Annotated in this window: 25 protein-coding genes; 18 read left to right on the top strand and 7 right to left on the bottom strand. The window is 57.6% G+C overall.

Going from position 1 to position 26,803, the window contains the following annotated elements; genetic code table 11:
* Nucleotides 1–11: 11 nt before the first annotated feature.
* Together C7386_RS00830 and C7386_RS00825 are read left to right on the top strand one after the other, a co-directional pair.
* Nucleotides 12–1,166, top strand: coding sequence for a CobW family GTP-binding protein (locus tag C7386_RS00830; RefSeq protein ID WP_110435184.1), 1,155 nt, complete (start codon nucleotides 12–14; stop codon nucleotides 1,164–1,166).
* Between the two features lie 11 nt (nucleotides 1,167–1,177).
* Complete coding sequence (locus C7386_RS00825; protein WP_116704655.1) at nucleotides 1,178–2,128, top strand: TIGR03943 family putative permease subunit; 951 nt, start codon at nucleotides 1,178–1,180, stop codon at nucleotides 2,126–2,128.
* 476 nt (nucleotides 2,129–2,604) lie between these two features.
* Here the strand turns inward: C7386_RS00825 and C7386_RS00820 are convergent, their stop codons facing one another.
* The 3 genes from C7386_RS00820 to C7386_RS00810 all read right to left on the bottom strand — a co-directional run bounded on the left by C7386_RS00820 (nucleotide 2,605) and on the right by C7386_RS00810 (nucleotide 6,449).
* Nucleotides 2,605–4,017, bottom strand: coding sequence for a sodium-dependent transporter (locus C7386_RS00820; RefSeq protein WP_116704654.1), 1,413 nt, complete (start codon nucleotides 4,015–4,017; stop codon nucleotides 2,605–2,607).
* A 278-nt stretch (nucleotides 4,018–4,295) separates the two neighbouring features.
* Nucleotides 4,296–5,942, bottom strand: coding sequence for a tryptophanase (locus C7386_RS00815; protein WP_110435181.1), 1,647 nt, complete (start codon nucleotides 5,940–5,942; stop codon nucleotides 4,296–4,298).
* A 126-nt stretch (nucleotides 5,943–6,068) separates the two neighbouring features.
* Nucleotides 6,069–6,449, bottom strand: a complete 381-nt coding sequence (locus tag C7386_RS00810) for a RidA family protein (RefSeq protein ID WP_110435180.1) — start codon at nucleotides 6,447–6,449, stop codon at nucleotides 6,069–6,071.
* Nucleotides 6,450–6,914: 465 nt separating this feature from the next.
* Between C7386_RS00810 and cbiD the strand changes: the two genes are divergently transcribed.
* From cbiD to cobT, 8 genes are read left to right on the top strand one after another with little or no spacing between them, the layout of a single operon-like run.
* Nucleotides 6,915–8,051 carry a cobalt-precorrin-5B (C(1))-methyltransferase CbiD gene (gene cbiD / locus C7386_RS00805; protein ID WP_116704653.1) on the top strand — a complete coding sequence of 379 codons (1,137 nt, stop codon included), beginning with the start codon at nucleotides 6,915–6,917 and terminating at the stop codon, nucleotides 8,049–8,051.
* Nucleotides 8,048–8,740, top strand: coding sequence for a precorrin-2 C(20)-methyltransferase (gene cobI, locus C7386_RS00800; protein WP_116704652.1), 693 nt, complete (start codon nucleotides 8,048–8,050; stop codon nucleotides 8,738–8,740). The genes cbiD and cobI overlap by 4 nt, the downstream gene beginning before the upstream one ends.
* Nucleotides 8,737–9,492: a precorrin-4 C(11)-methyltransferase gene (gene cobM / locus C7386_RS00795; protein WP_116704651.1), complete on the top strand. Its 756-nt coding sequence runs from the start codon at nucleotides 8,737–8,739 to the stop codon at nucleotides 9,490–9,492. The genes cobI and cobM overlap by 4 nt, the downstream gene beginning before the upstream one ends.
* Nucleotides 9,489–10,529 (top strand): cobalt-precorrin 5A hydrolase, encoded by a 1,041-nt coding sequence (locus C7386_RS00790; protein WP_116704650.1) that lies wholly within the window; start codon nucleotides 9,489–9,491, stop codon nucleotides 10,527–10,529. Before cobM ends, C7386_RS00790 begins: the two co-directional genes overlap by 4 nt.
* A complete protein-coding gene (gene cobJ, locus C7386_RS00785; protein ID WP_116704649.1) occupies nucleotides 10,526–11,254 on the top strand; it encodes a precorrin-3B C(17)-methyltransferase in 729 nt (242 codons plus the stop codon). The genes C7386_RS00790 and cobJ overlap by 4 nt, the downstream gene beginning before the upstream one ends.
* Entirely contained in the window at nucleotides 11,251–13,203 is a 1,953-nt protein-coding gene (gene cobK, locus C7386_RS00780; RefSeq protein WP_110435174.1) for a precorrin-6A reductase, read from the top strand. The genes cobJ and cobK overlap by 4 nt, the downstream gene beginning before the upstream one ends.
* Nucleotides 13,190–14,539, top strand: coding sequence for a cobyrinic acid a,c-diamide synthase CobB (locus tag C7386_RS00775; protein ID WP_110435173.1), 1,350 nt, complete (start codon nucleotides 13,190–13,192; stop codon nucleotides 14,537–14,539). The genes cobK and C7386_RS00775 overlap by 14 nt, the downstream gene beginning before the upstream one ends.
* A complete protein-coding gene (gene cobT / locus C7386_RS00770) occupies nucleotides 14,536–15,594 on the top strand; it encodes a nicotinate-nucleotide--dimethylbenzimidazole phosphoribosyltransferase (RefSeq protein WP_110435172.1) in 1,059 nt (352 codons plus the stop codon). The genes C7386_RS00775 and cobT overlap by 4 nt, the downstream gene beginning before the upstream one ends.
* Before the next feature lie 143 nt (nucleotides 15,595–15,737).
* On the opposite strand, the gene C7386_RS00765 is transcribed toward cobT, so the two are convergent.
* On the bottom strand, nucleotides 15,738–16,178 hold the full coding sequence (locus tag C7386_RS00765; RefSeq protein ID WP_158578033.1) for a YcxB family protein: 441 nt from the start codon (nucleotides 16,176–16,178) through the stop codon (nucleotides 15,738–15,740).
* A gap of 182 nt (nucleotides 16,179–16,360) precedes the next feature.
* On the opposite strand from C7386_RS00765, the gene C7386_RS00760 reads away from it, so the two are divergent.
* Genes C7386_RS00760 through C7386_RS00725 form a run of 8 tightly spaced genes read left to right on the top strand, consistent with a single transcriptional unit; the run spans nucleotide 16,361 to nucleotide 22,715 of the window.
* Nucleotides 16,361–16,891 (top strand): bifunctional adenosylcobinamide kinase/adenosylcobinamide-phosphate guanylyltransferase, encoded by a 531-nt coding sequence (locus tag C7386_RS00760; RefSeq protein ID WP_116704647.1) that lies wholly within the window; start codon nucleotides 16,361–16,363, stop codon nucleotides 16,889–16,891.
* The gene (locus C7386_RS00755) at nucleotides 16,888–17,676 is read left to right on the top strand and encodes an adenosylcobinamide-GDP ribazoletransferase (RefSeq protein ID WP_165815420.1); all 789 of its coding nucleotides are present in this window, start codon (nucleotides 16,888–16,890) and stop codon (nucleotides 17,674–17,676) included. The genes C7386_RS00760 and C7386_RS00755 overlap by 4 nt, the downstream gene beginning before the upstream one ends.
* Nucleotides 17,673–18,002 carry a bifunctional adenosylcobinamide kinase/adenosylcobinamide-phosphate guanylyltransferase gene (locus C7386_RS00750; protein WP_116704645.1) on the top strand — a complete coding sequence of 110 codons (330 nt, stop codon included), beginning with the start codon at nucleotides 17,673–17,675 and terminating at the stop codon, nucleotides 18,000–18,002. The genes C7386_RS00755 and C7386_RS00750 overlap by 4 nt, the downstream gene beginning before the upstream one ends.
* The gene (cbiB, locus tag C7386_RS00745; protein WP_116704644.1) at nucleotides 17,999–18,955 is read left to right on the top strand and encodes an adenosylcobinamide-phosphate synthase CbiB; all 957 of its coding nucleotides are present in this window, start codon (nucleotides 17,999–18,001) and stop codon (nucleotides 18,953–18,955) included. The genes C7386_RS00750 and cbiB overlap by 4 nt, the downstream gene beginning before the upstream one ends.
* 44 nt (nucleotides 18,956–18,999) lie before the next feature.
* On the top strand, nucleotides 19,000–20,061 hold the full coding sequence (locus C7386_RS00740) for a pyridoxal phosphate-dependent aminotransferase (protein ID WP_116704643.1): 1,062 nt from the start codon (nucleotides 19,000–19,002) through the stop codon (nucleotides 20,059–20,061).
* Nucleotide 20,062: 1 nt separating this feature from the next.
* On the top strand, nucleotides 20,063–21,562 hold the full coding sequence (locus C7386_RS00735) for a cobyric acid synthase (protein WP_116704642.1): 1,500 nt from the start codon (nucleotides 20,063–20,065) through the stop codon (nucleotides 21,560–21,562).
* The gene (locus tag C7386_RS00730) at nucleotides 21,559–22,083 is read left to right on the top strand and encodes a cob(I)yrinic acid a,c-diamide adenosyltransferase (protein ID WP_116704641.1); all 525 of its coding nucleotides are present in this window, start codon (nucleotides 21,559–21,561) and stop codon (nucleotides 22,081–22,083) included. The genes C7386_RS00735 and C7386_RS00730 overlap by 4 nt, the downstream gene beginning before the upstream one ends.
* An 8-nt stretch (nucleotides 22,084–22,091) precedes the next feature.
* The gene (locus C7386_RS00725; protein WP_116704770.1) at nucleotides 22,092–22,715 is read left to right on the top strand and encodes a precorrin-8X methylmutase; all 624 of its coding nucleotides are present in this window, start codon (nucleotides 22,092–22,094) and stop codon (nucleotides 22,713–22,715) included.
* Nucleotides 22,716–23,005: 290 nt separating this feature from the next.
* On the opposite strand, the gene C7386_RS00720 is transcribed toward C7386_RS00725, so the two are convergent.
* The 3 genes from C7386_RS00720 to C7386_RS00710 all read right to left on the bottom strand — a co-directional run bounded on the left by C7386_RS00720 (nucleotide 23,006) and on the right by C7386_RS00710 (nucleotide 26,237).
* Nucleotides 23,006–23,980, bottom strand: coding sequence for a sugar ABC transporter substrate-binding protein (locus C7386_RS00720; protein ID WP_110435163.1), 975 nt, complete (start codon nucleotides 23,978–23,980; stop codon nucleotides 23,006–23,008).
* Nucleotides 23,981–24,118: 138 nt separating this feature from the next.
* Nucleotides 24,119–24,853 (bottom strand): type 1 glutamine amidotransferase, encoded by a 735-nt coding sequence (locus C7386_RS00715; RefSeq protein WP_110435162.1) that lies wholly within the window; start codon nucleotides 24,851–24,853, stop codon nucleotides 24,119–24,121.
* A gap of 13 nt (nucleotides 24,854–24,866) precedes the next feature.
* Complete coding sequence (locus tag C7386_RS00710) at nucleotides 24,867–26,237, bottom strand: Mur ligase family protein (RefSeq protein WP_116704640.1); 1,371 nt, start codon at nucleotides 26,235–26,237, stop codon at nucleotides 24,867–24,869.
* Nucleotides 26,238–26,803 lie beyond the last annotated feature (566 nt).

The raw sequence follows: 26,803 nt of genomic DNA, 5'->3' as shown, positions 1-26,803 counted from the left end.
AGCGACAAAGCATGACTAAAATTGATATTATTTCCGGTTTTCTGGGTGCCGGCAAGACGACCCTCATCAAGCGTCTGCTGGCCGATGCGCTCAAGGGTGAGCAGGTTGTTCTGATCGAGAACGAGTTCGGTGAGATCGGCATTGACGGCGGCTTTCTCAAGGATGCCGGCATTGTTGTAAACGAGATGAACGCAGGCTGTATCTGCTGCTCGCTGGTTGGCGACTTCGGCAAGGCGCTGCACGATGTTGTGGACCAGTACCATCCGGACCGCATCCTGATCGAGCCGTCCGGCGTCGGCAAGCTGTCGGACGTTATCGCTGCGGTACAGAACGCGCACCTCGAGGTTCAGCTGAACAGCTTTGTAACCGTTGTTGACGCGCTCAAGGCAAAAATGTACCTCAAGAACTTCGGTGAGTTTTTCGAGAATCAGGTGGCGCATGCCGGTGCCATCCTGCTGTCCCGCACGGCTGAGTGCCCGGAGAAGCGCCTCGACGAGACCGTTGCCATGCTGCGCGGCCTGAATGAGCACGCCCGCATCGTCACCACCCCGTGGAAGGACCTGACCGGCGAGCAGCTGCTCTCCACCATGGAAGGCAGCCGCGACCTCGTTGCGGAGGTTCTCGAGGAGATCGCGCACGAGCCGCACCACGAGCATCATCATCACCACCATGACCACGAGCATGATGAGCACGAGCATGAGCACGAGCATGACCACGACCATGAGGAGCACGAGCATCATCACGAGCACGATGAGCACTGCACCTGCGGCTGCCACGATCACGATCATGAGCATGAGCATCACCACGATCATGATCACGAGCACCATCATCACGACCACGACGGTCACTGCTGCTGCGGTCACGACCACGATCACGATGCTGACGAGGTATTCACCTCCTGGGGTAAGGAAACGACTCACAAGTACACCGAGGCTGAGCTTAACGCGGCTCTTACCGCGCTCGGCGATGTTACGCTCGGCACCGTACTGCGTGCAAAAGGCATCGTTCCGTGTGCAGACGGCGGCGAGTGGCTGCACTTTGACTATGTTCCGGGCGCACCCGAAATCCGCCGCGGCGCTGCCGATTACACCGGCCGTCTGTGCGTCATCGGCTCCGAGCTGGATGAGGAGCGCATCGCTGCTCTGTTCGGCGTAAACGAAAAGTGAGGTAACCAGATATGGCTAACGAACCCATTCCGGTATACGTCTTTACCGGCTTTCTGGAGAGTGGCAAGACCAAGTTCATTCAGGACATTCTCGCGGACCCGAACTTTACCGAGAACGAGCGCACGGTGCTGCTGCTGTGCGAAGAAGGCATCGAGGAATACGACGAGAAGTGGCTGCTGCACTACGGCACTGCGCTTGTGCCGATCGAGTCCGAGGACCGTCTGACGCCGAATATCCTCAAGCGCGTGGAGCAGAAATACCAGCCGGACCGCATTCTTGTTGAGTACAACGGCATGTGGAAGCTGGAAAAGCTGATGCAGGCATTTCCTGCCCGCTGGGAGCTGTACCAGATCGTCACCACGGTCGATGCGACCACGTTTGAGCTGTATTCCAACAACATCGGCCCGATGATGTTCGAGCATATCACCACGGCGGATCTGGTTGTGTTCAACCGCTGCACGGATGAGCTGAAGGACATGCTGTACAAGAAGAACATCAAGGCGATGAATCCGCGTGCGGCAATCTATCTGGATGACGTGAACGGCAATTCCGAGGACTACGCCCGCAATATGCCGCTGCCGTTTGACGTGGATGCGGATATCATCGACATCCAGCCGGAGGACTACGGTCTCTGGTACATCGACGCCACCGGCGACCCGATGAAGTATGACGGCAAGACCGTCCGCTTTCTTGCCCAGGCCTACGTCGGCAAGGATGTGCCCGCCGGCAGCTTCGTGCCCGGCCGCTTCGGCATGGTCTGCTGCGCGGATGACGTCACCTTCCTCGGCTTCCTCTGCCGCTATCCCGACCGCGATCAGCTGCATAACCGTGACTGGGTCAAGGTAACGGCGTCCATCACCGTCGAGGAGCTGCCGCAGTACCGCGGTCCCGGTCCGGTGCTGCATGCTATCACGGTAGAACCCGCCGAAAAGGCGAAGGAAGATATCGTTTACTTTAACTGAATCTTCTCCATGCAAAATAAAAAGAGACGAGCCTGCCTGGCTCGTCTCTTTTCTGTATAAAAGCGCACTGACCGCTCGATTAGGCCCGAACGGTCAGTGACTAAAAATCCTGATTGAATAAGGTCTGACTGCCTGAACAGCATCCCTTGGGTATATTATACCCGAGCAGCCCCGGTTTTGTCAAGTGCGGCAAAGCCGGGGTTTTGCTTTGCAATTGAGCAGAGAAGTGGTTTACCCGTTCGTGGGCGAGCACTGCTCGCCCCTACGGTGAGGCTAATGGCAAACCGTAGGGGAGGCCAGTGGCCTCCCAAAAACAGCTAAACCATCACACGATCTTCACTCTCCAAACTCCACTCTTTTGTAAAGCAGTGTCCCCCGTCACACAGCAGTGACGGGGGACAGGGACAAAAGGGGGGATACAGACGATTCATAAACTCCATGAACGTCTTTTGAAAGACCGGTGACGGCTTGAGGGATTAGCCGATGCCACCGTACATAACGCCGAGGATCAGTGCGAGAACTGCACAGATAACGTATACCCACTTGCCGAGCGGGAAGAACCAGCTGCCGATCGGCTTCTTAGCGCCTTCGTTAACAGCAGCAAGTGCCTTTTCCTTGCCCAGTACCCAGAAGAACATAACGCCGGCCAGAGCAGCGCCGAGCGGGCAGATGTAAATGGAAACAACGTCCATCCACTGAGAGGTCCACGGCTGGATTGCGATGGAAACGACCAGACCAATCACACCGATGGTGCCAACGGCTGCTGCACGCTTGAACTTGAACTGCTCCTGCAGGAAGGCGATCGGTGCCTCGTACAGGTTTACGATGGAGGATACGCCTGCGAACAGTACGCAGATGTAGAAGATCGCGCCGATGATACGGCCGGCAGGCATTGCGTTGAATACGTTTACGAGGTAAACGAACATCAGGCCGGGGCCGCCCTTTACGTCGTTGATGCCTTCGCCCAGAACAACTGCCATTGCCGGAATGATAACGACTGCTGCCAGCAGAGCTGCGATGGTATCAAATACTGCAACGTTGCGTGCGGAGGACGGGATATCCTCGCTCTTGGACAGATAGGAACCGTAGATTACAGAACCGTTGCCTGCAACGGACAGGGAGAAGAACGCCTGACCGAATGCAAATACCCACAGGTCGGGCTTAGCCAGACCAGCCGGATTCAGGGTCAGAATGTACTTATAGCCTGCGGATGCGCCGGGCAGAGTGCCGATGTAGATTGCCAGTACGAGGAACAGACCGAACAGAACCGGCATCATGACCTTGTTTGCCTTCTCAATGCCGCCTGCAACGCCCATTACCATGATGGCAAGGGAAACTACCAGTGCAACGATCTGCCATACGCCGTTGCCGATGCCGAAGAAGCCGGCCGACGCCATTGCCTTGAGGGCTTCGGGAAGGGTCTCAGCCTCCGGTGCGGTCATGCCGAACGTGCCGCCGATAGCGCCCATATCCGTGCCGAGGCTGAACAGGCTGCCGGAGAGGGACATGAAGGTGTACTTGAAGATCCAGCCGAGAACGACCGTGTAGCCGATTGCCAGCATCAATGCACCGATGATCGGGATTGCACCGATCGCCTTACCGGATTTCTCGCTGCCGGTGCGCTCCTTGGTACACATGCCGAACGCACCAACCGGACCTGCAGCTGCACGGCGGCCGAGAGCGAACTCCTCAATAACGCCGGTACTGCCGATCAAAATTACAAAGATGAAATAGGGAAGCAGGAAGGTCATGCCGCCGTACTTCTGCACCATGATCGGGAAACGCCAGATGTTGCCCATACCAACCGCAGAACCGATACATGCCAGAATGAATCCCCACTTACTCTGGAAACCATCTCTCTGTTCTAAGTTTTTAGGCTCTTTACTCATTATCTTACACCCCTTTAATGTGTAAATGGATAGAAAAAGGGCGTTCTCTTTGCCGCAGAAAATGTTTAGTTTTCTGGGAAAAAGAACGCCTTTGTTCTTTGCTTTCCTGTGCACTTTCCACGCGACACAGGTTACGCCCTGATTATAAAGTTATAAAAAGGTCAGGAGAAATTCCTGTTATGCAATGCCGCAGCGCCTTTGCTGCAGCATTGGCGGGAATACCGCACAATTTATACAATTATGCGGTATCGCCTTTGACGAAAGGATGGAACAGGGGATTATTTCTCTTCGTTCGGGTACGGCTCCAGGAATGCGTGGAAGTGACGCATCGGCAGATTGTGACCCCAAACAATACGCATGTTCGGAATGTTCTCACGATCCTCGTACAGAGCCTTAACAGCTGCGATTACATAGTCCAGATGCTCCTTGGTCAGACGGCTGCGGTCGATTGCGAAGCGAACTACGTTACATACTTCAGCCTGCTGCTCCGGGGTCTTCAGGTCATACTCCATGGAGTAGTCGCCCAGCTCGGATACACGGATGCCGTAGCGGCGGATCAGCTCAAGGCTGAAGCCCTCACCAGCGAAGGTGTCGTGGCCGCGCTTGCCGTCGAAGAACTCATCCATGTTGATGTATACAGCGTGGCCGCCTGCCGGCAGTACAACGCCCTTAACGCCAGCGTCGTAGAAGCCTTCTGCCAGGTAGTTACACTGAGCAACACGCTCGTTCATGTAGTTGAAGTCGCAGGACTCGTACAGGCCAACTGCCAGAGCCATGATGTCACGGCCGGACATGCCGCCGTAGGAATCGTTGCCGTAGCAGGAGATCTGCTTAACCTTCAGCAGAACGCCAACATCGGTCTTAACGGTGCCGTCTTCGTTGAAGTCGGAGAAGTTCTTCCAGAACAGGCCCTTATCGCGGAATGCCAGCATGCCGCCCATGTTAGCGTGGCCGTCCTTCTTAGCGGACATGGTGAATGCGTCGCAGTAAGAGAACATCTCGGTAGCGATCTCAGCGATGGACTTGTCAGCGTAGCCTTCCTCATTCATCTTGATGAAGTAAGCGTTCTCAGCCCAGCGAGCGGTATCGAATACCAGCGGGATGTTGTACTTATGCGCAACGCGGTTGATTTCCTTCAGGTTGCCCATGGAAACGGCCTGGCCGCAAACCGGGTTGTTGGTGATGCAGGTGAAGATCAGCGGAACGTTCTCCGGACCTACGCTCTGAATCAGCTGCTCCAGCTTCTCGATATCCATGTTGCCCTTGAACGGGTTCTTCTCGTAACGGCCGCCTTCCGGTACTTCCCACAGCAGGGTCTTGTTGTACAGGTTACGCGGAATGGAACCCATCTGCTTGATGTTGCCTTCGGTGGTGTCGAAGTGACCATTCGACGGAATGGTGAACTTCTTGCCCGGGTGACGCTTAGCAAGGATGTTGCGAACGATTTCCATCAGAACGGACTCAGCTGCACGGCCCTGCTGGATGATAAATGCGTTCGGGCGCTCCATCTGAGCTGCGCCGCCATTGAACAGGCCGCCTTCGTACTCGCACAGATAAACTTCGTCCATCATCTTCTCAACGTCGCGGCAATCGGTGCGAACGAGGTCGATGATCTTCTTCCAGTTCTTCTCGCCGCCGCGCTCGAAGATGTCGCGGAAGGTGTCGAGCAGAACGTAATAACCGGTGTTGCGGCCGTAAGCCTCGTCGCCGAGGAACAGGCTTGCCCACTGATGATTGGTCATTGCAGTGGTACCGGAGTCGGACAGCATATCAACGGTCAGCATGCCGGACGGGAATGCGAACTCGTTGTAATGAGTAGCCTGAAGAGCGCGCTCACGCTGCTCAACGGTTACTTCCGGAAGATCACGGACTGCGTAAGTGAAATGATGCGGTGCGGGTACGTTCAGCGGATACTGCTTGCTCATAATAAATTACCTCCAGTTGTGTGTTTTGGAGGTACCCCGGTTGTCAAAGCCGGTTTTCCGGTTCCGGCTTTGCTTAGCGGACAGCACCTTTCTTTTTTTGCTGTTTTCTTTTCTTTTTGGTTTGCCTTACGGCAGGAGAGCGGTTACCTCAATCTCGACGAGAGCGTCCTTGGGAAGTCTTGCAACCTCCACAGCGGAGCGTGCCGGGTAGCTGCCTTCACCGAAGAAGGTGGCGTAAACCTCGTTCATCGCGCCGAAATTGTTCATGTCGCTCAGGAAGACGGTAGTCTTGATCACCTGATCCATACCGGTTCCTGCCTCAGCAAGGATTGCCTTTACATTGGTGAGCGACTGCTTGGTCTGTGCTGCGATCCCTTCCGGAAAAGCACCGGTTGCGGGATCGATCGGAAGCTGACCCGAAGTAAATACGATACCGTTTGCTGCAATTGCCTGTGCATACGGGCCGATGGCTGCGGGTGCGTGTTCCGAACAGATAACCTTTTTCATTTCCTGCTCAGCCTCCTTTCGTCCTTTCGTGAGATAAATTTATCACTTTTCAAATTCTTTGTCAAGATGTATTTGTGCAATTTGGATGAATGAATAAAAAAATCTCGCGTATTTATCAATATTATCAACAACTATTGTGAAAATTGATAATTTTGAACAGACTTTTTGTACAAAAATACTGCGTAAAATATTTACTTTTTTCACCTCGCACTTAAAAAAGTTTATTATTTTACAGAACATGGTAATTAAAGTGCGAATTTATAAAAAATTTTTGTTATCCTACTAAAACAATGCGATGAAGAATTCATGAAGAATCGCAGAGAGAGCGGCACTGCCGCGGAAAATGATAAAAATTCCGACGCCGGAAAGCTGGGGCAGGGAAAAGACATCCTGCGTTTGCACTTCAAATAAAAGCCTGCGTATGCTATAATAAATTGGATTACATTTCACAGGGAGGTGCACCGCATGCCGGACGAAAAACTCACCGCCTACCGCGGCGGCAAGGCGCTTCGCCGCGGCTGGACAACCGGCTCGTGCGCGGCGGCGGCCTCGCAGGCGGCGGCTGTGCTGCTGCTGACCGGAATCGCGCCGCCGGAGATTCACCTGCACACGCCGGGCGGCATCACCTTCTGCCTGCCGGTCGAGGACGCGCATATGAGCGGAAACGCGGCTGTCTGCACCGTCCGCAAGGACGCGGGCGACGATCCGGACATCACAAACGGGGTCCGCATCACGGCTTCCGTGCGCCGAATCGAAAAGGGCGTTACCATAGAGGGCGGCGCCGGCGTCGGACGAATTACCCGCCCGGGACTGGCGATGCCGGTCGGAGAAGCGGCGATCAATCCCGGTCCGCGGCAGCAGATTGCGGACGCAGTGCACCGTGCCGCACAGCAGAACGGATACGGCGGCGGCTTTTCCGTTACCATTTCGGTGAAGGACGGCGAGGCGCTTGCCGCCCAGACCTACAACGGGCACCTCGGCATCGTCGGCGGCATCTCTATCCTCGGCACGAGCGGCATTGTCGAGCCGATGAGCGAAAAGGCGCTCGTGGACACCATCCGATTGGAGCTGGACAGCCTGTACGCGCAGGGACAGCGCATTGCGTTTCTGTGCCCGGGCAACTACGGCGCGGATTTCGCGCGGGACACGCTCGGCCTTGACCTCGAACGCGCGGTCAAGTGCTCCAACTTCATCGGTGAGGCGTTCGACCATGCGGCTTATCGCGGCTATCCCGAGATCCTGCTGGTCGGGCACGCCGGAAAGCTGGTCAAGATGGCCGCAGGCGTGATGAACACGCATTCGTCGGTCGCAGACGCACGGCAGGAGATCTTCACGGCGCATGCGGCACTGTGCGGCGCACCGCGCGAAACACTCGAAGGACTGATGGCTGCCATCTCGGTGGACGCGTGCGTGGAGCTGCTGGACGAAGTGAATCTGCGTCAGCCCGTCCTGTCGCGCATTGGCAGGAAGATGGAAACCCGCATCGCCCTGCGCATGAAGGGGCAGGCGCGCGTGGAATTCATCATGTTTACCGGAAAATACGGCGTGCTGGCCGAGTCAGCGGGCGCGCGCACACTCTGTGAGAGGTTGAAACTGCAATGAAGGGTATTTTATATGGAGTCGGCGTCGGTCCGGGCGATCCGGAGCTGCTGACCGCCAAGGCGATCCGGCTGCTGCGCGAGTGCGATGCGGTCGCCGCACCGAAGTCCGCCGACGGCAGACAGACCGCACTGGATATTGCTTCGCCGTACATCGGGCAGGACAAGTCAATCCTGCTGTTCGATATGCCGATGACGCACGACAGGCAGGCGCGAAATGCCAGCCACGACGCGGCGGCAGATGCGCTCTGTGCGCTGCTCGACGAGGGCAAGACAGTGGTGTTTCTCACGCTCGGCGACCCGACGATATATTCCACATACTGGTATGTACACAAGCGTGTTGCCGCCCGCGGCTATGCAGCCGAGCTGGTGCCCGGCGTGCCGTCCTTCTGCGCCGCGGCTGCTGCCATGGGCCGCGCCCTGTGCGAGGACGGCGAAATGCTGCACATCATTCCGGCCACGCACGGCAGGGCGGAGGAAGGGCTTGCGCTCTCCGGCAGCAAGGTGCTGATGAAGACCGGAAAGAGTGTATTGGAGGTCCGCGAACTGCTCCGGCAGCGCGGCGAACTCGGCAGCGCGGCGCTGATCGAGCGGGTCGGCATGGACGGTCAGCGGCTGATCGAAAATTTAGATGAGCTGGAACAGCCGAGCGGCTATTTCTCTATTATATTGGTAAAGGAGCAAAGCGAATGATCTACTTTGTGGGTGCAGGCTCGGGGGCGCCCGACCTGATCACGGTACGCGGCGCACGTCTGCTGAGCGAGGCAGATGTGATCGTTTACGCCGGTTCGCTGGTCAATCCGGCGCTTTTGGACTATAAAAAGGACGGATGCGAGGTGTACAACAGCGCGAAGATGACGCTCGAGGAGGTCATCGCCGTGATGGCGCCTGCCGCGAAAGCGGGCAAAACGGTCGTGCGTCTGCACACCGGCGACCCGTGCGTGTACGGTGCGCATAGAGAGCAGATGGACGAGCTGGACAGGCTCGGTCTGGCGTATGAGGTTTGTCCGGGCGTGTCTTCGTTCTGCGGCGCGGCAGCGGCACTCAAAGCCGAGTACACACTGCCGAACGTGAGCCAGTCGGTCATCCTGACGCGTATGGAGGGCCGCACGCCCGTGCCCGAAAAGGAGCAGATCGAGTCGTTCGCGGCACACGGAGCCACCATGGTCATCTTCCTGTCGGCGGGTCAGCTGGCGCGCCTGTCCGAGCGGCTGATCGCGGGCGGATATGCGCCGGATACGCCTGCGGCTATTGTGTACAAGGCCACCTGGCCGGACGAAAAGGTCGTGCGGACAACGGTCGCAGACCTCGCCGAAGCCGGTGCGCGAGAGGGCATTACCAAGACCGCGCTCATCACGGTGGGCGGGTTCCTCGGCACCGAGTACGAGCGCTCCAGGCTGTACGACCCGACCTTTACGACCGAATTTCGTGAGGCAAGCCGATGAAGCACGCAAAATTTGTATCCTTTACCCTGTGCGGCGCACAGACTGTGCAAAAGGCGGTAAAACTTCTGCCGGATTTCCGGTGTGAGCGGTACGCGCGGACGGTGGATGCGTCGCTCTCGGGCACGAGCCTTAAGCGCTTTGCGCAGCAGGCGATGGTCGATTGCGACCTGATCGTGTTCGTGGGCGCGACTGGAATCGCGGTGCGGGCCGTCGCGCCGTATCTGATGGGAAAAGCCTATGATCCGGCGGTAATCGTCATTGACGAGCAGGGAAAGTTCGTGATTCCGCTCCTGTCCGGACATCTGGGCGGCGCCAACGAGATTGCAAAAACACTTGCGGAAGGTCTGCAGGCTGTGCCGGTGCTCACCACCGCGACCGACGGTCGGCAGGTGTTCGCCGTGGACACCTGGGCAAAAGCACACAGCTGTGCAGTCCTGGAGCCGGAACATATTAAATATGTATCCGGTGCGCTGCTCAGAGGGGAAACCGTGGGCGTTCGCTCGGATTTTCTGATAGACGGGCTGCTGCCCGCCCGTATTGACCTCAAAAAAGACGCGGAAAGCGGGTTTACGATTGGATTTCGCACAGACGCACAGCCGTTTGCACACACGCTGCATCTCGTGCCGCGGATTGCATATCTCGGCATTGGCTGCCGCAAGGGCACGAGCGCGGATGCCATCGAGCAGACAGTTCAGGCGGCGCTTGCCTCGGCAAAACTGCCCTGGCAGGCGATCTGCGGCGCGGCGAGCATTGATATCAAGCAGAATGAGCCGGGTTTGCTGCTGTTTTGCGAAAAACACGGACTGCCGTTCCGTACCTTCACGGCCGAGCAGCTGCAGGACGCACAAGGCGAATTCAGCCGGTCGGCGTTCGTGCAGCAGACCGTCGGCGTCGATAATGTGTGCGAACGCGCGGCTGTGTGCGCGGCACAGAACGGCACACTTATCTTGCACAAATTCGCGCAGAACGGTGTAACGGCGGCTGTCGCCGTGCCGGACTGGCGCGTGACGTTTGAAGAACGGGAGGGTGAAGCATGAAGCTGTATTGCATCGGCATCGGGCCGGGCGGCGAGGAGCAGATGACGCTGCGCGCAGTGCGTGCTCTGGAAAAATGTGACTGCGTGGCAGGCTACGGCCTGTACCTTGATTTGATCGAGAACCTCATTTCGGACAAGGAGCGCATCGAATCCGGCATGACACGCGAGGTTTTGCGCTGCAAAGCGGCGGTTGAGGCGGCAAAACAGGGCAAAACGGTTGCTGTTGTGTCCTCGGGAGATGCGGGTGTGTACGGCATGGCGAGCCTGCTGCTCGAGCTTTGCGAGCACGAGCCGAACCTCGAGGTCGAGGTCATTCCGGGCATCACGGCGGCCTGCTCGGGCGGCGCCGTGCTCGGCTCGCCGCTGACGTGTGACTTTGCGTGCATCAGCCTGTCCGACCTGCTCACGCCGTGGGACAAGATTGAGCAGCGTCTGCGCGGCGCGGCGGCTGGCGATTTCTGCATCGCGCTGTACAATCCGTCGAGCAAAAAACGCACCGACCATCTGCGCCGTGCCTGCGATATTCTGCTGGAGATTGTGCCGCCGGAAACCGTCTGCGGTCTGGTGCGCAGCATTGGCCGAGAAGGCGAAAGCTGCACGCTTACAACGCTCGGTGAGCTGCGTGATACACAGGTCGATATGCTGACCACTGTGTTTGTCGGAAACAGCCGTACGCGCGTGATGGACGGCCGCATGGTCACGCCGAGGGGGTATCGCGGCGTATGAAGCTGATGATTTTCTCCGGTACGACAGAAGGACATGATTTGTGCCGGTTTTTGTCGAAAAATAACGTGCAGGCGGAGGTTTTTGTTGCAACAGAGTATGGTGCGGCGGTGATGGAGCCGATGGCGGGAATCACGGTACACGAGGGCCGTTTGGATGAGCGGGAGATGGAAAAGCGATTGACCTCGGACACGCTGCTCATCGACGCAACGCATCCGTACGCGGCGGCTGTGACCGACAATCTGCGGGCGGCCTGCGCGAAATCGGGCGCACGCTACGAGCGTCTGCTGCGGCCTGCCCTGCCTTATCAGAACTGCGAAATCGTGCTGAACACAGCCGCCGCAGTTGACTGGCTGAACGCGCACGAGGGCAAGGTTTTGCTCACCACAGGCAGTAAAGAACTGGAAGCATACACGGCGGTGCAGGACTTCCAAACGCGCCTGTTCCCGCGCGTGCTGCCGACCGCCTCGGTGCTCGAAAAGTGCGCCGCACTCGGCTTCCCGGGCGCGCACATCATCGCCATGCAAGGTCCGTTTTCGCAGGCGATGAACGCGGCGCTGCTGCGCGAGACCGGCGCAAAAATCCTCGTGACCAAGGATACCGGCGTGTCCGGCGGCTTTGCGGAGAAGGTCGCGGCAGCCGAGGAGGTCGGCGCAAAGGTACTGGTCATTGCGCGTCCGCGTATGGAAAACGGCAAAAATCAGGCGCAGATGCAGGCATTTTTGACGGAATTGCTCGGTTTACGGAACGAAAAGCACCAGCGGGAATTTTTCATCATCGGCGCAGGCATGGGTACGGCGGACACGCTGACCGGCGAAGCCGTCCGCACGCTTGCAGCCACAGAGGAAGTATTTGCTACAAAACGGCTCGCATCGCTGTCGCCCAAGGCGGAGGTCTGCGCGTTCTCAGAGCTGGCTGAGCGGGCAATTTCCGGTCATGCCCGGCACACGGCGCTGTTGGTTTCCGGCGACGTAGGATTCTTCAGCGCGGCCGGAAAGCTGCGCGAGCGGCTCCTGCCATACGGCGGGGTAACACTCGTGCCGGGATTGTCAAGCATGCAGTATATGTGCGCGAAATGCGGCATTTCCTACGAAAATCTGTGTTTTAAGAGCCTGCACGGTCGCGTAGGAAATATTCTCGGTGCCGTAAGTTACCATACGGCAACATTTGCGCTGACCGGCGGTGAAAACAACGCGCAGACGGTTTGCAGCAGCCTTATGGACGCGGGATTGGGCGCGCTGCCCGTTCATCTCGGGGAAAATCTCGGCGCGGAAAATGAGCGGATTGTGCACGGCACAGCCGCAGAGATTGCGCAGCTTTCGCGCCCGGATTTAGCGGTTCTGCTGATCGAAAACCCGCGTGCGGCGAACAAAAACGAACCGATTCGAGATGAAATGCTCACGCGCGGAAAGGTGCCGATGACCAAGGAAGAGGTTCGGTGGGTGTCGGTGAACCGCCTGACTGTCCGACCGACCGACACGGTCTGGGACGTGGGTGCGGGCACCGGCGCGGTCACGCTCGAGCTGGCGCGCAAGGCCAGCGACGGCACGATTTACGCCGTCGAGCGAAAGCCGGAAGCGGTCGCGCTCTTGCACGAAAACCGCATAAAACTCGGCGGATACAATGTGAAAATCATTGAAGGACCTGCGCCGGAGGCACTGGACAACCTTCCGGCACCGGACTGCGTGTTCGTCGGCGGGAGCGGCGGCAGAATGCGGGAGATTCTGGCACTTGCCAGGGAGAAAAATCCGGAAGTTCGCGTGGTCGTGAACGCGATTGCGCTCGAGACCTTGTTTGCGGCGCAGACGGTCTTAAAAGAATTGGGGTTTTCTGACATCGAGGTCACACAGCTGGCAGCCACGCGCGGCAAGCCGGTCGGCGCGTACACCATGCTGACTGCGAACAATCCGGTGTTTATTCTGTCCGGGAGGGCCGCAAATGACACAAAATAATGCACCAAGACTGCTGCTTGCGGGCACCGGCAGCGGCTGCGGCAAGACGACGGTCACGACCGCGATTCTGCGGGCGCTGCAGTGCCGCGGCGTAAAACTCAGCGCGTTCAAGTGCGGTCCGGACTACATCGACCCGATGTTCCACACGGCGGTTTTGGGCGTTCCGAGCCGCAATTTAGACCTGTTTTTCGAGGACGAGGCCGGTATTCGCAGTCAGCTTGCGCGGCATATTCAGCCGGACGGTCTCGGCGTGATCGAGGGCGTCATGGGCTTTTACGACGGCGTTTCCGGTACGACGGATACGGCTTCGGCGGCGCATCTGGCCCGCGCAACCGGCACGCCTGCGGTGTTGATCGTGCGGCCTAAGGGGCAGTCGCTGTCGCTTGCGGCACAGATTCACGGGTTCCGCACATTTGCGGAAAATACGCTCGCAGGAGTGATCTTAAACGGCGTTTCGGCGGGAATGTACTCGTTTTACAAACAAATCGCAGAGAAAGCGGGGCTGCCTGTGCTCGGCTTTTTGCCGCCGGTTCCGGAGGCCGAAATACCTGATCGCCACCTTGGTCTGGTGACGGCAGACGAGCTGTCCGATCTGCGTGAGAAAATTGATCGGCTCGCGGATGCGGCAGAGGAAGGCATTGACCTCCACGCGTTGTGTGCATTAGCACAGACGGCGAAACCGCTGACCGATACGCACATGCCGCTCGCTCGTGTGATCGATTTTCCGGTGCGGATCGCGGTAGCGAAGGACCGCGCATTCTGCTTCTATTACGAGGATAACTTCGATGTGCTGCATGAACTCGGGGCAGAGCTTGTGCCGTTTTCGCCGCTCACAGACGAGCGACTGCCGGAGAATATCGACGGTCTGTACCTTGGCGGCGGATATCCGGAATTGTACGAAAAACAGCTTTCAGAGAATAAAATTATGCGAGATTCTATCAAAGCAGCGATTCTAAACGGTTTGCCGACAGTTGCAGAATGCGGCGGATTTCTTTATCTGCTGCAGTCGCTCGACGGCGCGGCAATGGCAGGCGTGCTGCCGACTTCGGCGCACATGACGCACAGGCTGCAGCCGTTCGGCTATGTCACGCTCACGGCAAACAGTGATAACCTGCTGTGCGAAGCCGGTGGACAATTTCCTGTGCACGAGTTCCATTATGCACAGGCTGTGGATAATGGCACAGATTTTCGCGCGGTCAAGCCAAACGGGCGCGCGTGGGACTGCGGCTTTGCGTCGGACACGCTCTATGCAGGATTTCCGCATTTGTATTTCCGTGCGAAAACTGAAATTGCAGCGAATTTTGTCCGGAAATGCGCGGAAAGGAGCGGAAAATGACACTTGAACAGACTATTTCTGCCATTCAGCCGCTGGATGAGAAAAGCATGACGGCGGCGCGAAACCGTTTTGCAAATATTGCCATGCCGCTCGGTGGACTGGGTCTTCTGCAGGACGCGATTGTGCAGCTTGCGGGTATTCTCGGTCAGTCGGTGCCGGATATTTCCAGACGCGCGGCGGTTGTTTTCTGCGCGGACAACGGCGTAGTCGCCGAGGGCGTGACGCAGTGCGGGCAGGAGGTGACAGCCACGGTCGCGGAAAATATGGGCCGCGGCGAGTCCACCGTATGTCTGATGGCAAAACAGCTCGGAATGGACGTATTTCCGGTCGATATTGGTGTTGCGCAGCCGATAAAGAGCGAAAAAGTGCTGCAATTTGCCGTTCGGCGCGGAACTGCAAACTTTGCGCATGAGCCTGCCATGACGCGGAAAGAGGCGCTCGAAGCGGTCGAAATCGGCATTAAAATGGCGGAAATGTGTGCCGAAAAGGGATATTCGCTGCTTATTGGCGGCGAAATGGGCATCGGCAACACGACTACGAGCGCGGCAGTCACGGCGGCGCTTACCGGCGCGGCGGCTGCGGCGGTCACAGGACGCGGAGCGGGTCTGTCAACGGCCGGTCTGGAGCGGAAAATCGCAGTGATCGAGGCGGCGCTGGCGCTTCACAAACCCGACTCGAATGACTCGATCGACGTGCTGCACAAGGTCGGCGGTTTGGATATCGCGGGGCTGTGCGGCCTGTATCTGGGTGCGGCGGCGCAGCGCATTCCGGTCGTGCTGGATGGCGTGATTTCGTGCGCGGCGGCGCTTCTCGCCGTGCGATTGTGTCCGCAGTCTGTGCATTTTATGGTCGCAGCGCACAGATCGGACGAACCGGCGAGCATTTTGCTGCTCGATGCACTCGGCAAGCGGCCGTTCCTGACGGCGGGCATGCACCTCGGGGAGGGGACAGGCGCGGCGGCCGGCGTGGCGCTTTTGGATCTGGCACTGGCGCCATATCGGGAAATGGTGAGCTTCACGGACATTGGAATGGAGGCATATCAGCCGCAACAGTAGTTGTTTGTCTGACAGATAGCACAAATTCTTTGCATAAATATTGTGTGTAACGCCGATAAATGCTATCTGCCTGCATTCTTTACAGGAATGCTGTGTGCAGCAAAAAGCACCGAGCGTTAACTCGGTGCTTACAGTTCGGATTTTCAGCATTTCAGGGCTTCATCTGCGATATTTGCGGTGATTTTGTTGTAGAACTCCTGCTTTTGCGCATCGTTTTCAAACGCTGAGAACGGCACGATGACCGCGGAGAATTCATCAACAAAAATGTAATAATGCTTGTCGTCGGTTGCGGTGCGCTGAACAGCCGAATACTGGTAAACGGTATCTTCGTTCTCGCCGGATAGCTCGAATTCGCTTTCACGCAGCGTGAGCGTTTTCGGTCCGCAAAGCTGCTTGTTCTTTGCGTTTCTGAGAATTTTCTCGATATTTTTGATCATTTTATGACGCATATAGCGCGGTGTACCCCAGAAGCAGACGGCAGCGAGCGCAACGTAAACCGCGATGGAAACCGGCGTGAGCGTATGCAGCCAGTACATGAGCGCACTGCCGCCGAGAATGACAATAGCCGCAGTGGCGATTCTCATGGTGCGAATACTGCGTTGAACAATCGCATTATTGTTGTAATAATTCAAATTAAAATCAATGAAATCCTGTTTGGTGATATCGTAATGCAGCTCCATTTTTTCTTACCTCAACTTACTCGGATAAAATTATTGTATCGAAAATCAGAGCGGATTGCAAGTCTAATTCAGAAAGGGGAGCGAAAATGCTGATTTTAGTGACCGGCGGAGCGGCTTCGGGCAAGTCGGAGCACGCGGAACGGCTGGTGTGTGAAAAAGCACAGAGCCGATTATATCTGGCGACCATGCAGCCGTTCGGCAAGTCCGCAGAGGCGCGGATTGCGCGGCATCGGGCGCTTCGTGCGGGAAAGGGCTTCGCTACGGTAGAGAGAACACTTGACTTAGCGAATCTCAGGCTCTCTCGGCAATACGACGGAATTTTGCTCGAGGATTTGGGTAATCTGCTGGCAAACGAACTGTTTGCGCCGGAAGGCGCAGGTGCAGGATCGGCGTTCGACAGCATTGTTGCAGGCGTGGATAATCTGCAAAAATACTGTGAAACGCTGGTTATCGTTTCCAACGAAATCTTTGCGGACGGCGTGCCGTATCCGCCGGAGACCATGCAGTATATTCGGATTTTGGGAGAACTGCACCAGAAATTAACTGGGAAAGCAGACGCGGTATATGAATCGGTATGCGGAATTTTACTGCCGGTAAAGGAGGAAAAACAGCCGTGAAAAGTGTAATCAGCGGACTTTTGGTCGCGTTATCAATGTACTCTGCGATACCTGTTCCGCAGGTGAACTGGGAAAAACAGACCATGCGGTGGGCACTTGGCTTCCTGCCGCTCATCGGTGTGCTGATCGGTGCGATAGAGTGGTTCTGGTTCGCATTTTGCGTGCATTTCGGCGCGGCAGGCGTGTTTTACGCTGTGATCGCAGCGCTGATTCCTCTGGCAGTGTCCGGCGGCATTCATCTGGACGGCCTGTGCGACACCTGCGACGCGCTGTGCTCGTTCGGCGACCGGGAAAAGCGGCTGGCCATCCTCAAGGACCCGCACGTTGGCGCGTTTGGGCCGCTCTGGCTGATGGCATTCCTGCTGGCTGAGGTCGGGTGTTTTGCCCAGATTTACGACCAGCCTGTGCTTCTTCCGCTGGCATGCACAGGATTTGCTTTTGCACGGGCAATGGGCGGCCGCAAGGTGGTTGCGTCACCGTGCGCGAAAGACAGCGGACTTGCACATATCTTTGCGGAAAACAGCGATAAACGCGCGGTATCGCACATGTTAATTGCTGAATTTGTTCTGTTTGCGGTGCTTCTCGGATTGTGGATATACCGCGTACCGCACGCGCTTGCTGCGGCGAAAGTGCTCGTTATCGTGCTCGTTGCGTGGTATGCTGTGCATGAGCACATAAGCCGCCGCGTGTTCGGCGGTGTAACCGGAGACCTGGCGGGATTCTGCATCTCGCTGTCGGAATTGATCACGCTTGCGGCAGCAGCGATTGGAGGACTGATTTTATGACCGTGCTCATCATTGGCGGGGCATATCAGGGGAAACGAAAAGTTGCCGAAAACCTGTATGCAGACCTGCCGAGAATTGAAAATCTGCACGAAATCGTGCGGAAAATGCTGAAGGAAGACAAAGACCCGCTGTCACTCGCAGATACGCTGTGCGGACACGTTATCACCTGCGATGAGATCGGCTGCGGCATCGTTCCCATCGACCGTGCGGACGAAAACTGGCGTGAAGCGGTTGGTCGTCTGTGTTGTGCTTTGGCACAGAAAGCAGACGCAGTCGTGCGCGTGATCGCAGGTGTGCCGCAATTCATCAAAGGAGAAAAACCATGACGATAACCCTTGCCGTGCTGCTCGGCTTTGCGCTCGACTGGCTGCTCGGAGACCCGAAAAAATTGCCGCATCCGGTATGTGCGGTGGGAAAACTCATCTCAGGAACCGAAAAAGTTCTGCGCCGCATCTTTCCCGCAACGCCTGCGTCACTGACATTCGCTGGAATTTTACTCTGGCTCATCACCTGCGGCGTGAGCTTTGCCGTGCCGTTTTTCCTTTTGCGCTGGCTGTATCATGTGAACTTCTGGCTCGGTTTTGCCGCCGAAACGCTGCTCTGCTGGATGATTTTCGCACGAAAAAGCCTTGCGGACGCCGGTTATCATGTCTACGGCGCGATCAAGCAGTCGCTCGAGGAGGGCCGCAAGGCCATCGCGTGGTACGTCGGCCGCGACACCGCAGAGCTGTCCGAGGAGGGCGTTATCAAGGCCGCTGTCGAGACCGTGGCTGAAAACCTGACGGACGGTGTGGTCTCGCCGCTCGTGTTCATGCTCATCGGCGGAGCGCCGCTCGGCATGCTGTACAAGGCGGTCAACACGCTGGATTCCATGGTCGGCTATCATAACGATAAATACGAATATTTCGGCAAATTCTCGGCAAAAATGGACGATTTTTTCAACTTTATCCCTGCCAGACTGTCCGCACTGTGTATGATCGCCGGTGCCGGCATGCTGCACCTCGATAACCGAAACGCGCTGCGGATTTACCGTCGTGACCGCAGCAAACACAAGAGTCCGAACGCCGGTCAGACCGAGTCTGTGTGCGCGGGCGCGCTGCACATCCAGCTCGGCGGCGATGCCAGCTACTTCGGCAAAATCGTTAAAAAAGCCGCCTTCGGTGATCCGATGCGCCGTGTAGACCGCACGGATATTCTCGCAGCGGTCGATCTGATGACGGCGGCAAGCGTGTTTGCGCTGGTGCTGTGCTGTGTAATCCGCCTGATCGTAAAAAGTTAGGATGCTATGCGGGAGAGAAAACTCGCATTTGAAAGGATGAAAAAATGCTTAATTATGTCCACGGCGGCGACATCCAAACCTACATCGACCGCCACGGCTTCGCGCCGCTCGACCTGTCCGCGAACATCAATCCGTTCGGCATACCGGACGCGGTACGCGCGGCCATGCACAGGGCTGTGGATAACTGCACGCAGTATCCCGACCCGTTTTGCCGCGCCGCGCGGCAGGCGATTGGTGCGAGAGAAGGCGTCAATCCGGATTTTCTGTACTGCGGCAACGGTGCGGCGGATGTGCTCGACCGATTGGCGGCGGTGCTGAAACCGCGCAAGGTACTTCTCACCGCACCGACCTTTGCGGAGTACGAGCGCACGCTCTCAGGTGCGGAGATTCGGGTGCATAATCTGCGGGAAACGGACGGTTTTGCGCTCACAGAGCGCATTTTAGACGAGATTTCACCGGATTTGGATGCGGTTTATCTCTGCAATCCGAACAACCCGACCGGGCGAACCGTTAAGCCGGAGCTCCTGCGGGAAATCGTTCGGAAATGTACAGAAAACGGCGTAAAACCGGTTGTGGATGAGTGCTTCAACGACTTTCTGGAGGACGCCGCGCAGCACACACTGAAAGACCTGCTGGGATCCGATCCCGGCCTGATCATCCTGCGCGCGTACACGAAAATGTACGCCGTACCCGGTGTGCGCTTCGGCTGGTGCATGACGGCGGACGCGGCGCTGATTGAGAAATTGTACCATGCCGGACAGCCGTGGAACGTGTCGGTCATCGCGCAGGCGTGCGCCGTCGCGGCGGCAAACGAGCCGGACTGGGCCATCGAAACCGTCAAACGCATTGCCGAGGAACGCAGGTTCTTATCCGACGGACTTGCAGCCTGCGGACTGACCGTCTTTCCGGGCGAGGCCAACTTCCTGCTGTTCCGTTCAAACGATACCGGACTGCACGAGAAACTCGCGGAGCACGGCATAATGATACGAAACTGCGATAATTATCGCGGACTTTCGGCAGGATACTATCGCGTTGCCGTAAAAACGAGAGAAGCGAGTGAGCGGTTACTGCAAATCATTACTAATTATACCCAATGTGAGGTGTAAAATGGCAAAGACAATCATGATACAGGGAACGTGCTCGAATGCAGGCAAAAGCCTTCTCTGCGCGGCTCTGTGCCGGATTTTCCGGCAGGACGGCTACCGCGTTGCGCCGTTCAAGTCACAGAACATGGCGCTCAACTCGTTCATCACGGCGGACGGCAGGGAGATGGGCCGCGCACAGGTCGTGCAGGCCGAGGCGGCGGGCATCGCGCCCGATGTGCGCATGAACCCGATTTTGCTCAAGCCGACAAGCGATGTTGGCTCGCAGGTCATCATCATGGGCGAGGCGCAGGGAAACCGCACCGCGCGGGAGTATTGGGGACGCAAAAAGGCGCTTTTGCCCATGATCAAGGACGCATTTGACAGCCTTGCCGCCGAGAACGACATCATCGTGATCGAGGGTGCGGGCAGTCCGGCGGAGATCAATCTCAAGCAGGATGATATTGTCAATATGGGTCTGGCGAAGCTGGTGGATGCGCCTGTGCTGCTGGTCGGCGACATCGACCGCGGCGGCGTGTTCGCGTCGCTGTACGGCACGGTCAAGCTGCTCGAGGAGGACGAGCAGGCGCGGATTCGCGGTCTCATCATCAACAAATTCCGCGGTGACGTGGAGATTCTGCGGCCAGGTCTGACGCAGCTCGAGGAGTTGACCGGCAAGCCGGTCATCGGCGTGGTGCCGTACGGCCATTTTGACATCGACGATGAGGACAGCCTGTCCGAGCGTCTGGACGCAAAGGCTGCTCCCGCACTGGTGAACATTGCGGTGGTAAAGCTGCCGAGACTGTCCAATTTCACGGATTTTTCCGCACTTTCGCGTGTATCCGGCGTGAGCGTTGCGTACGCGGACAAACCGGCGCAGCTTGCCGGAGCCGACCTGATTATCCTGCCGGGCACCAAGTCCACGCTGGCAGACCTGCGCTGGCTGCGCGAGAGCGGCATGGAGGCGCAGATTCTCAAGGCGCACGCGGCAGGCACACCGGTTTTCGGCATCTGCGGCGGTTACCAGATGATGGGACGCACGGTCTCCGACCCGGACAACACCGAGGGCGGCGGCAGTCTGCGCGGCATGAAGCTGCTGCCGATCGACACGGTGTTCCGCCCGAGCAAGACCACGACGCAGACGCGCGGCACGCTGCTGGAGATTGACGGCGTGCTGTCCGATTTGAGCGGTCTGGCAGTCGAGGGCTATGAGATTCACATGGGCGAAACCGTGCGCGACGCGAGTGCAAAGCCGCTCGTTCGATTGCTTCGCAGGGAAGGCGAAATCGAGGACGGCTGTCAGACGGAAAACGCCTTCGGCACTTATCTGCACGGCGTGTTCGATGCGCCGGAGGCGGCGCTGCGGACGGCGCAGGCACTGGCGAAAAAGAAGGGCGTGACGCTGACCGGCGAAGCACTCGATACGCACGTCTACAAGGAACAGCAGTATGACAAACTGGCGGATTCGGTGCGAAAATCGCTCGATATGGAGTGGATTTACCGTATAATGGAGGGAAAAGCATGACAGGACTCATTCACCTGTACTGCGGCGGTGGCAAGGGCAAAACCACGGCGGCGGTCGGACTGACCGTGCGCTGCGCGGGCCGCGGAAACAAGGTCGTGTTCGCGCAGTTTCTCAAGGATGGGACTTCGGGCGAGTGCCGCGTGCTGGCGAAATTGCCGGATGTGACCGTGATGGCAGCCAATCCGGTCGGCAAGTTCTCGTTCCACATGACGGATGCGGAGAAGCGGGAGACAGCGGACGCGCTCACCCGCACCTTCGATGCGGCAACCGGCTTTGCCGTGCGGGAGCACGCGCGGCTGCTCGTGCTGGATGAGGTCTGCGCGGCAATCTCGTGCGGCTTTCTGGATGAGAAAACGGTCGTAAAATTCCTTGAGACCAAGCCAGAAATGCTCGAGGTCGTACTGACCGGACGGGGTCCGTCCGAAGCGCTGCAGGCACACGCAGACTACATTACAGAAATGAAAATGCAGCGGCACCCGTTTGAGAAGGGCATCGCTGCGCGGGAGGGAATCGAATTTTGAACGGATACATGAAGCCGCAGGACATCGAAAAGCGGTCGTTTGAGATCATCACCGCCGAGCTGGGCGAGCGCACGTTTCCGGCGGGCATCGCCGAGGTGGTCAAGCGCGTCATTCACACCACGGCGGATTTTGACTACGCGGACAGCCTTGCGTTCTCGCCGGACGTGATCGAAAAGGCAAAGGCCGCGCTTGCGGCAGGGGCAACGGTGGTTACCGATACCAATATGGCGCTCTCCGGGGTGAGCAAGGCGACGCTGGCAAAGCTCGGCGGAAAGGCGGTCTGCCTGATGGCGGATGAGCAGGTGGCAAGCGAGGCCAAGGCGCGCGGTGTCACACGGGCAGTCGTTTCGATGGAGCACGCCGCCAAATTTGAAGGCCCGCTCCTCTTCGCCATCGGCAATGCGCCGACCGCGCTCATCCGTCTGCATGAGTTGATTGAGGAAGGCATTGTCGCGCCTGCGCTCGTCATCGGCGTGCCGGTCGGATTTGTCAACGTGGTCGAGGCGAAGGAGCTGTTCATCGGCGGGGACACGCCGTATATCATCGCGCGAGGCCGCAAGGGCGGCTCGAATGTAGCCGCGTCCATTGTCAATGCGCTGCTCTATCAGATGGTACATCGAGAAGGCTTTTAATTGCTGTCGCCAAACCACGGTTTGGCCGACAAGAGGAACGGACCGTAGGCCGTTCCAAAGTCGTCCGAAAGTTCCCATACGGAAACTTTCTCCCTCTTAGGGTATAAAAACCGGCGCTATCCTTGCGCGGCTTCTCGGCCGCGCTGCGCAGATACATGCTCCCGGTTTTTATGAATCGCGTTGCGATTCTATTAAATGCGCGCTATCGCGCGATATGCTGAAAATTTTAGCAGATATACTGTTCGGAAGAATACAAAAGAGAGAGTTTCAAACGAAACTCTCTCTTTTTGCTACGACCAAAGACCTTTTTCCCTGCAGTCGGCAATGTATGCGTCGATATTGTCCGCTGTGATGACCTCGGAACCCGAGTCGATCACCGATTCGACGGATTTGCCCTCGAGTGCGTCCAAAGCGGCCTCGACGGCCTTGTAGCCCATTTCATAGCCCTGCTGGGCAATATCGACAGTCAGCTCGCCGCGGTCGAGCGCTTCCACCGCAGCCTGATTGCCGTCAAAGCCGCAGATAACGGTTTTTTGATAGGCGGCGCTGTTGTTATCCCAGATGCACTTGATGGCTGCAAGCGCCATATCATCGCTGGTAACGAGCAGCGCGTCCACACCCTGCGGATACTCCTGCATGACAGCCTCCATCGCGGCTGCCGCACGGTCGGGCTGCGCGTCGCAGTACTGCACCTCGAGCACGGTGCCGCCCGCCTGCTCCACGGCGCTGCGGTAGCCGCGCAGACGGGCTTCGTGCGTCTCATCGCCCTGTGCGCCGGTCAGGATGACAGCCTGCGGCTTGTCCGCGCCGTTCGACTTTGCCTTCTTCATAGCAGCTAAGCCGCCGGATTTGGCTGCCGCCTCGTTGCCGGTGCCGACAAAGGACAGTTTTTTGTCCGAGGTGAAATCTGTATCCAGTGCGATGATCGGCTTGTCTGTACTTTCGGCGGCCGCCGACAACTGCCCGGACTGCATGGGCGAAATGACAACTGCGTCTACGCTGTCATCGTCAAGCGCGGACCGGAACAGATCCAGCTGTTCCGCGCTGTAGTCCGCCGAAGACGGAAACTGAATGTCAATCGTTACATTCGGGTGCTCGCTGGCGCAGGCTTCCGCGCCAGCCATGACGTTCTGAAAATGCTCGCCCGCGTGCTTGATGATCACCGCTATATGATGGGTATCGCCGGTGCTGGTCAGGCTGCAGGCGCTCAGTCCTGCCGTGCAGGCAAGGCATGCCAGTGCTGCCGCAATCATTCTCCTGTTCATGGTGTGTCTCCTCGTTCTCTTTTCTGTCGGAAGCTGCTCCTGCTCTTCTCTTGATAATATTTTAACATATTTTCCACAGAGAGACAAATAGAAAAGGCATGACTCCAAATCATGCCTTTTTCTGTAACTTTTATCAGGTTATTTGCTCAGACGCTGCTCCATATAATTGTGCGCGTTCAGCTCAAGAGTATCGTTGAGCGGTACGAGCGGCTCGGTCTTGCCGTAGCGGCGGTCGAGCGCGGTCTGCAGGATGAAGTCGCACAGCATGGGATTCTTCGGCAGCAGGGAGCCGTGCGAGTAGGTGGCGAACACATTGTTGTAGCGTGCGCCCTCGGTCTGATCCTCGCCGTTGTTGCCGTAGCCCTTGATCATCATGCCGAGCGGCGCGACGTCCTCGCCGAGATAGGTTTTGCCCGAGTGGTTCTCAAAGCCGACCACGATGGAGCCGCTGCTCTCGGGCGTTGTGCGGTACATGTAGTTGCCGATCATGCGCTCTTTCGCGCCGATGGTGTGCACGTTGATCGCGCCGATGAAGTCGAGCTGCACGCCGTCCCACGTTTTGTAATACTGACCGAGCATCTGGTAGCCGCCGCAGATGGCGAGGAACACCTTCTCCTCTTCAACGGCGGTGCAGATGTCCTTGCCCTTGCCGGAGGCGAGATCGCGCAGCAGCACCTCCTGCTCGAAGTCCTGTCCGCCGCCGATGAAGAAAATGTCGTACTTGTCCACATCGAGCGGCTGACCGATCGAGCACTCGTCCACATTGACGCTGATGCCGCGGCTCTCCAGACGGCGCTTCATCGTGATAATGTTGCCCCGGTCACCGTACAGATTGAGAATGTCGGGGTAAAGATGGCAGATATTCAGTTCCATTGCAGTTTCCCCCTTATTCGTAGAACGCCTTAACGTCGGTGTGCTTGCTGATCTCACCGCGCAGGTCGAACATGGCAGTGTATGTCGGCATAAGGAATGCCGGTGTCTCATCCGAGCCGATCTCGGTCAGCAGCCTGTCGTACTCGCGGATAACCTCGATACGCTCGGGGGCAAAGCCTGCGTACTTGAGACGCAGCGCCATATCATCCGCACGCACGCCGGAAACCAGTACGCGTGTAAAGCGCACCTGCTGGTCGGCGAGTGCCTCGAAGTCAACGTCCCAGATCCAGCTGATGTCCGTGCCGTCCGCGAAGCGGTCGTTGAGCAGGAATGCCAGCTTGTAATTGCCCTCATCGTGCGCGATCAGGTTGATGACCTGATTGAAGCCGGCAGGATTCTTGACCAGCATCATGCGCGCCTGTGCCTGACCGAGCTTGAACTGCTCGGCACGGCCGAAGCCGCATTCGAATTGTGAAAGTGCGCTGACCGCGGTCTGCTCGTCGATGCCGACAACGTGCGCGACAGCGGCTTCTGCGGCGGCGTTGTAGATGTTGTAGCCGCCCGGCAGGTTGACGTGTACCTCGTGCTCGTGACCGAAGATGTCCAGTATGATATCGGACGAGTCCGCACCGGTGGCGAGCACCTTGGTGACAGCGACCTGCGGCGTCTGGCGGTGGTAGCCGCACTTCGGGCAGCGGAAGCCGCCGAGATGGCCGTAGGTGATGTAATCGTATTCATATTCGGTCTTGCAGTGGATGCAGTACGGCGCGTCGGACAGCTCGTGAGCGGTCTCCTTGTAAATCGGGACATTCACGCCGAACCAGACAATCTTGTTCGGCACGCTGTCCGCAAGGGAAGCGGTGAGCGAGCAGTCCGCGTTCAGGCAGAGCGTTGCATTCGGCACATGCGTGATACCCTCGCGGATGGCGTTGAGCGTGTGCGTAATTTCGCCGTAGCGGTCAAGCTGGTCGCGGAAGATGTTGTTGACGACCAGACATTCGACCGGCAGGTATTCGCTCGTTTTGCGGAAGGCTGCCTCGTCGCACTCGATGAGCGCGTGCGTGTACGGGCATTTGCCGGACAGCGTGGAATGCTGTGCAAATACCGCGATGATGCCGGTCAGCAGGTTCGCGCCCGACTTGTTGGAGAAATATTTGAGTCCCGCATCGGCGAACGCCTGCTCGATCATGCGGGAGGTGGTGGTCTTGCCGTTCGTGCCGGTCACGACCGTGACCTTTACGCCGCGCGACAGCTCACCCAGAATATTTTTATCAATTTTCAGTGCCAGCTTGCCCGGCAGGTTGGTGCCGCCGCGTCCTAGCTTGCGCAGGACAGCGCCCGATGCCTTGCACACCAGCACCGCCAGTCTGGTTTGGAGTTTCATTGTTGTAACCTCTTTTTCAAGTCATATAAAATAAGTATAGCGCATTTTGCGGCATTGCACAAGGGAAAACGTTGGGGGAGTTGACCGGCGTGCGCTTTTCGAGCGAAGATTTCTCGGCACAGACTTTCCGGTGTGCCCGAACCGTGTGAACGGTTCGCCGTTTCTGGGCGAAGAGTGCGCTGTGGCACAGCGGGGGACTGCGGCACTCGCCGCGGGAGCAAAGAGGAAGGGACACCCATGGTTTCCCTTCCTCTTTGAACTCCTACCTTTCCCTTGTTAGATAGTCTGGCGCAGATTGCCGACATGTGACCGCTGCGAAATGGGGGAACGACAGAGGATTTTTTCTTCCGTGTCTTTCTCAACCTATTCGCAGTGTCAGATACCGTTCTGCTACACAGGTCGGCTACTTCCAGCAGGCGCAACATACCCGTGTCGCGCAATTTGTTAGTCTGGAGGTTACAGACAGCACCTACGAATCTATCTATTTAGTAGCATTTATCCTCGCAGGCCCTGTCCATCATAACGCGCTGACGAATTGTGCGGCACTGTCATGCCGCACTCTGCGT

Source organism: Agathobaculum butyriciproducens, assembly GCA_003096535.1.
Taxonomy (GTDB): domain Bacteria; phylum Bacillota; class Clostridia; order Oscillospirales; family Butyricicoccaceae; genus Agathobaculum; species Agathobaculum butyriciproducens.
The sequence above is the reverse complement of the archived record's forward strand: the minus strand, read 5'-3'. Positions and strand labels throughout refer to the sequence as shown.

Excerpts from the sequence above, each read along its gene's own strand:
- C7386_RS00775 (WP_110435173.1), top strand. The coding sequence starts at position 13,190 with ATGACACAAAATAATGCACCAAGACTGCTGCTTGCGGGCACCGGCAGC.
- C7386_RS00790 (WP_116704650.1), top strand. The coding sequence starts at position 9,489 with ATGAAGCACGCAAAATTTGTATCCTTTACCCTGTGCGGCGCACAGACT.
- cobJ (WP_116704649.1), top strand. The coding sequence starts at position 10,526 with ATGAAGCTGTATTGCATCGGCATCGGGCCGGGCGGCGAGGAGCAGATG.
- cobK (WP_110435174.1), top strand. The coding sequence starts at position 11,251 with ATGAAGCTGATGATTTTCTCCGGTACGACAGAAGGACATGATTTGTGC.
- cbiB (WP_116704644.1), top strand. The coding sequence starts at position 17,999 with ATGACGATAACCCTTGCCGTGCTGCTCGGCTTTGCGCTCGACTGGCTG.
- C7386_RS00820 (WP_116704654.1), bottom strand. The coding sequence starts at position 4,017 with ATGAGTAAAGAGCCTAAAAACTTAGAACAGAGAGATGGTTTCCAGAGT.
- cbiD (WP_116704653.1), top strand. The coding sequence starts at position 6,915 with ATGCCGGACGAAAAACTCACCGCCTACCGCGGCGGCAAGGCGCTTCGC.
- cobM (WP_116704651.1), top strand. The coding sequence starts at position 8,737 with ATGATCTACTTTGTGGGTGCAGGCTCGGGGGCGCCCGACCTGATCACG.
- cobT (WP_110435172.1), top strand. The coding sequence starts at position 14,536 with ATGACACTTGAACAGACTATTTCTGCCATTCAGCCGCTGGATGAGAAA.
- C7386_RS00765 (WP_158578033.1), bottom strand. The coding sequence starts at position 16,178 with ATGAGAATCGCCACTGCGGCTATTGTCATTCTCGGCGGCAGTGCGCTC.
- C7386_RS00735 (WP_116704642.1), top strand. The coding sequence starts at position 20,063 with ATGGCAAAGACAATCATGATACAGGGAACGTGCTCGAATGCAGGCAAA.
- cobI (WP_116704652.1), top strand. The coding sequence starts at position 8,048 with ATGAAGGGTATTTTATATGGAGTCGGCGTCGGTCCGGGCGATCCGGAG.
- C7386_RS00750 (WP_116704645.1), top strand. The coding sequence starts at position 17,673 with ATGACCGTGCTCATCATTGGCGGGGCATATCAGGGGAAACGAAAAGTT.
- C7386_RS00710 (WP_116704640.1), bottom strand. The coding sequence starts at position 26,237 with ATGAAACTCCAAACCAGACTGGCGGTGCTGGTGTGCAAGGCATCGGGC.
- C7386_RS00720 (WP_110435163.1), bottom strand. The coding sequence starts at position 23,980 with ATGAACAGGAGAATGATTGCGGCAGCACTGGCATGCCTTGCCTGCACG.
- C7386_RS00810 (WP_110435180.1), bottom strand. The coding sequence starts at position 6,449 with ATGAAAAAGGTTATCTGTTCGGAACACGCACCCGCAGCCATCGGCCCG.
- C7386_RS00830 (WP_110435184.1), top strand. The coding sequence starts at position 12 with ATGACTAAAATTGATATTATTTCCGGTTTTCTGGGTGCCGGCAAGACG.
- C7386_RS00715 (WP_110435162.1), bottom strand. The coding sequence starts at position 24,853 with ATGGAACTGAATATCTGCCATCTTTACCCCGACATTCTCAATCTGTAC.
- C7386_RS00730 (WP_116704641.1), top strand. The coding sequence starts at position 21,559 with ATGACAGGACTCATTCACCTGTACTGCGGCGGTGGCAAGGGCAAAACC.
- C7386_RS00825 (WP_116704655.1), top strand. The coding sequence starts at position 1,178 with ATGGCTAACGAACCCATTCCGGTATACGTCTTTACCGGCTTTCTGGAG.
- C7386_RS00815 (WP_110435181.1), bottom strand. The coding sequence starts at position 5,942 with ATGAGCAAGCAGTATCCGCTGAACGTACCCGCACCGCATCATTTCACT.
- C7386_RS00760 (WP_116704647.1), top strand. The coding sequence starts at position 16,361 with ATGCTGATTTTAGTGACCGGCGGAGCGGCTTCGGGCAAGTCGGAGCAC.
- C7386_RS00725 (WP_116704770.1), top strand. The coding sequence starts at position 22,092 with ATGAAGCCGCAGGACATCGAAAAGCGGTCGTTTGAGATCATCACCGCC.
- C7386_RS00740 (WP_116704643.1), top strand. The coding sequence starts at position 19,000 with ATGCTTAATTATGTCCACGGCGGCGACATCCAAACCTACATCGACCGC.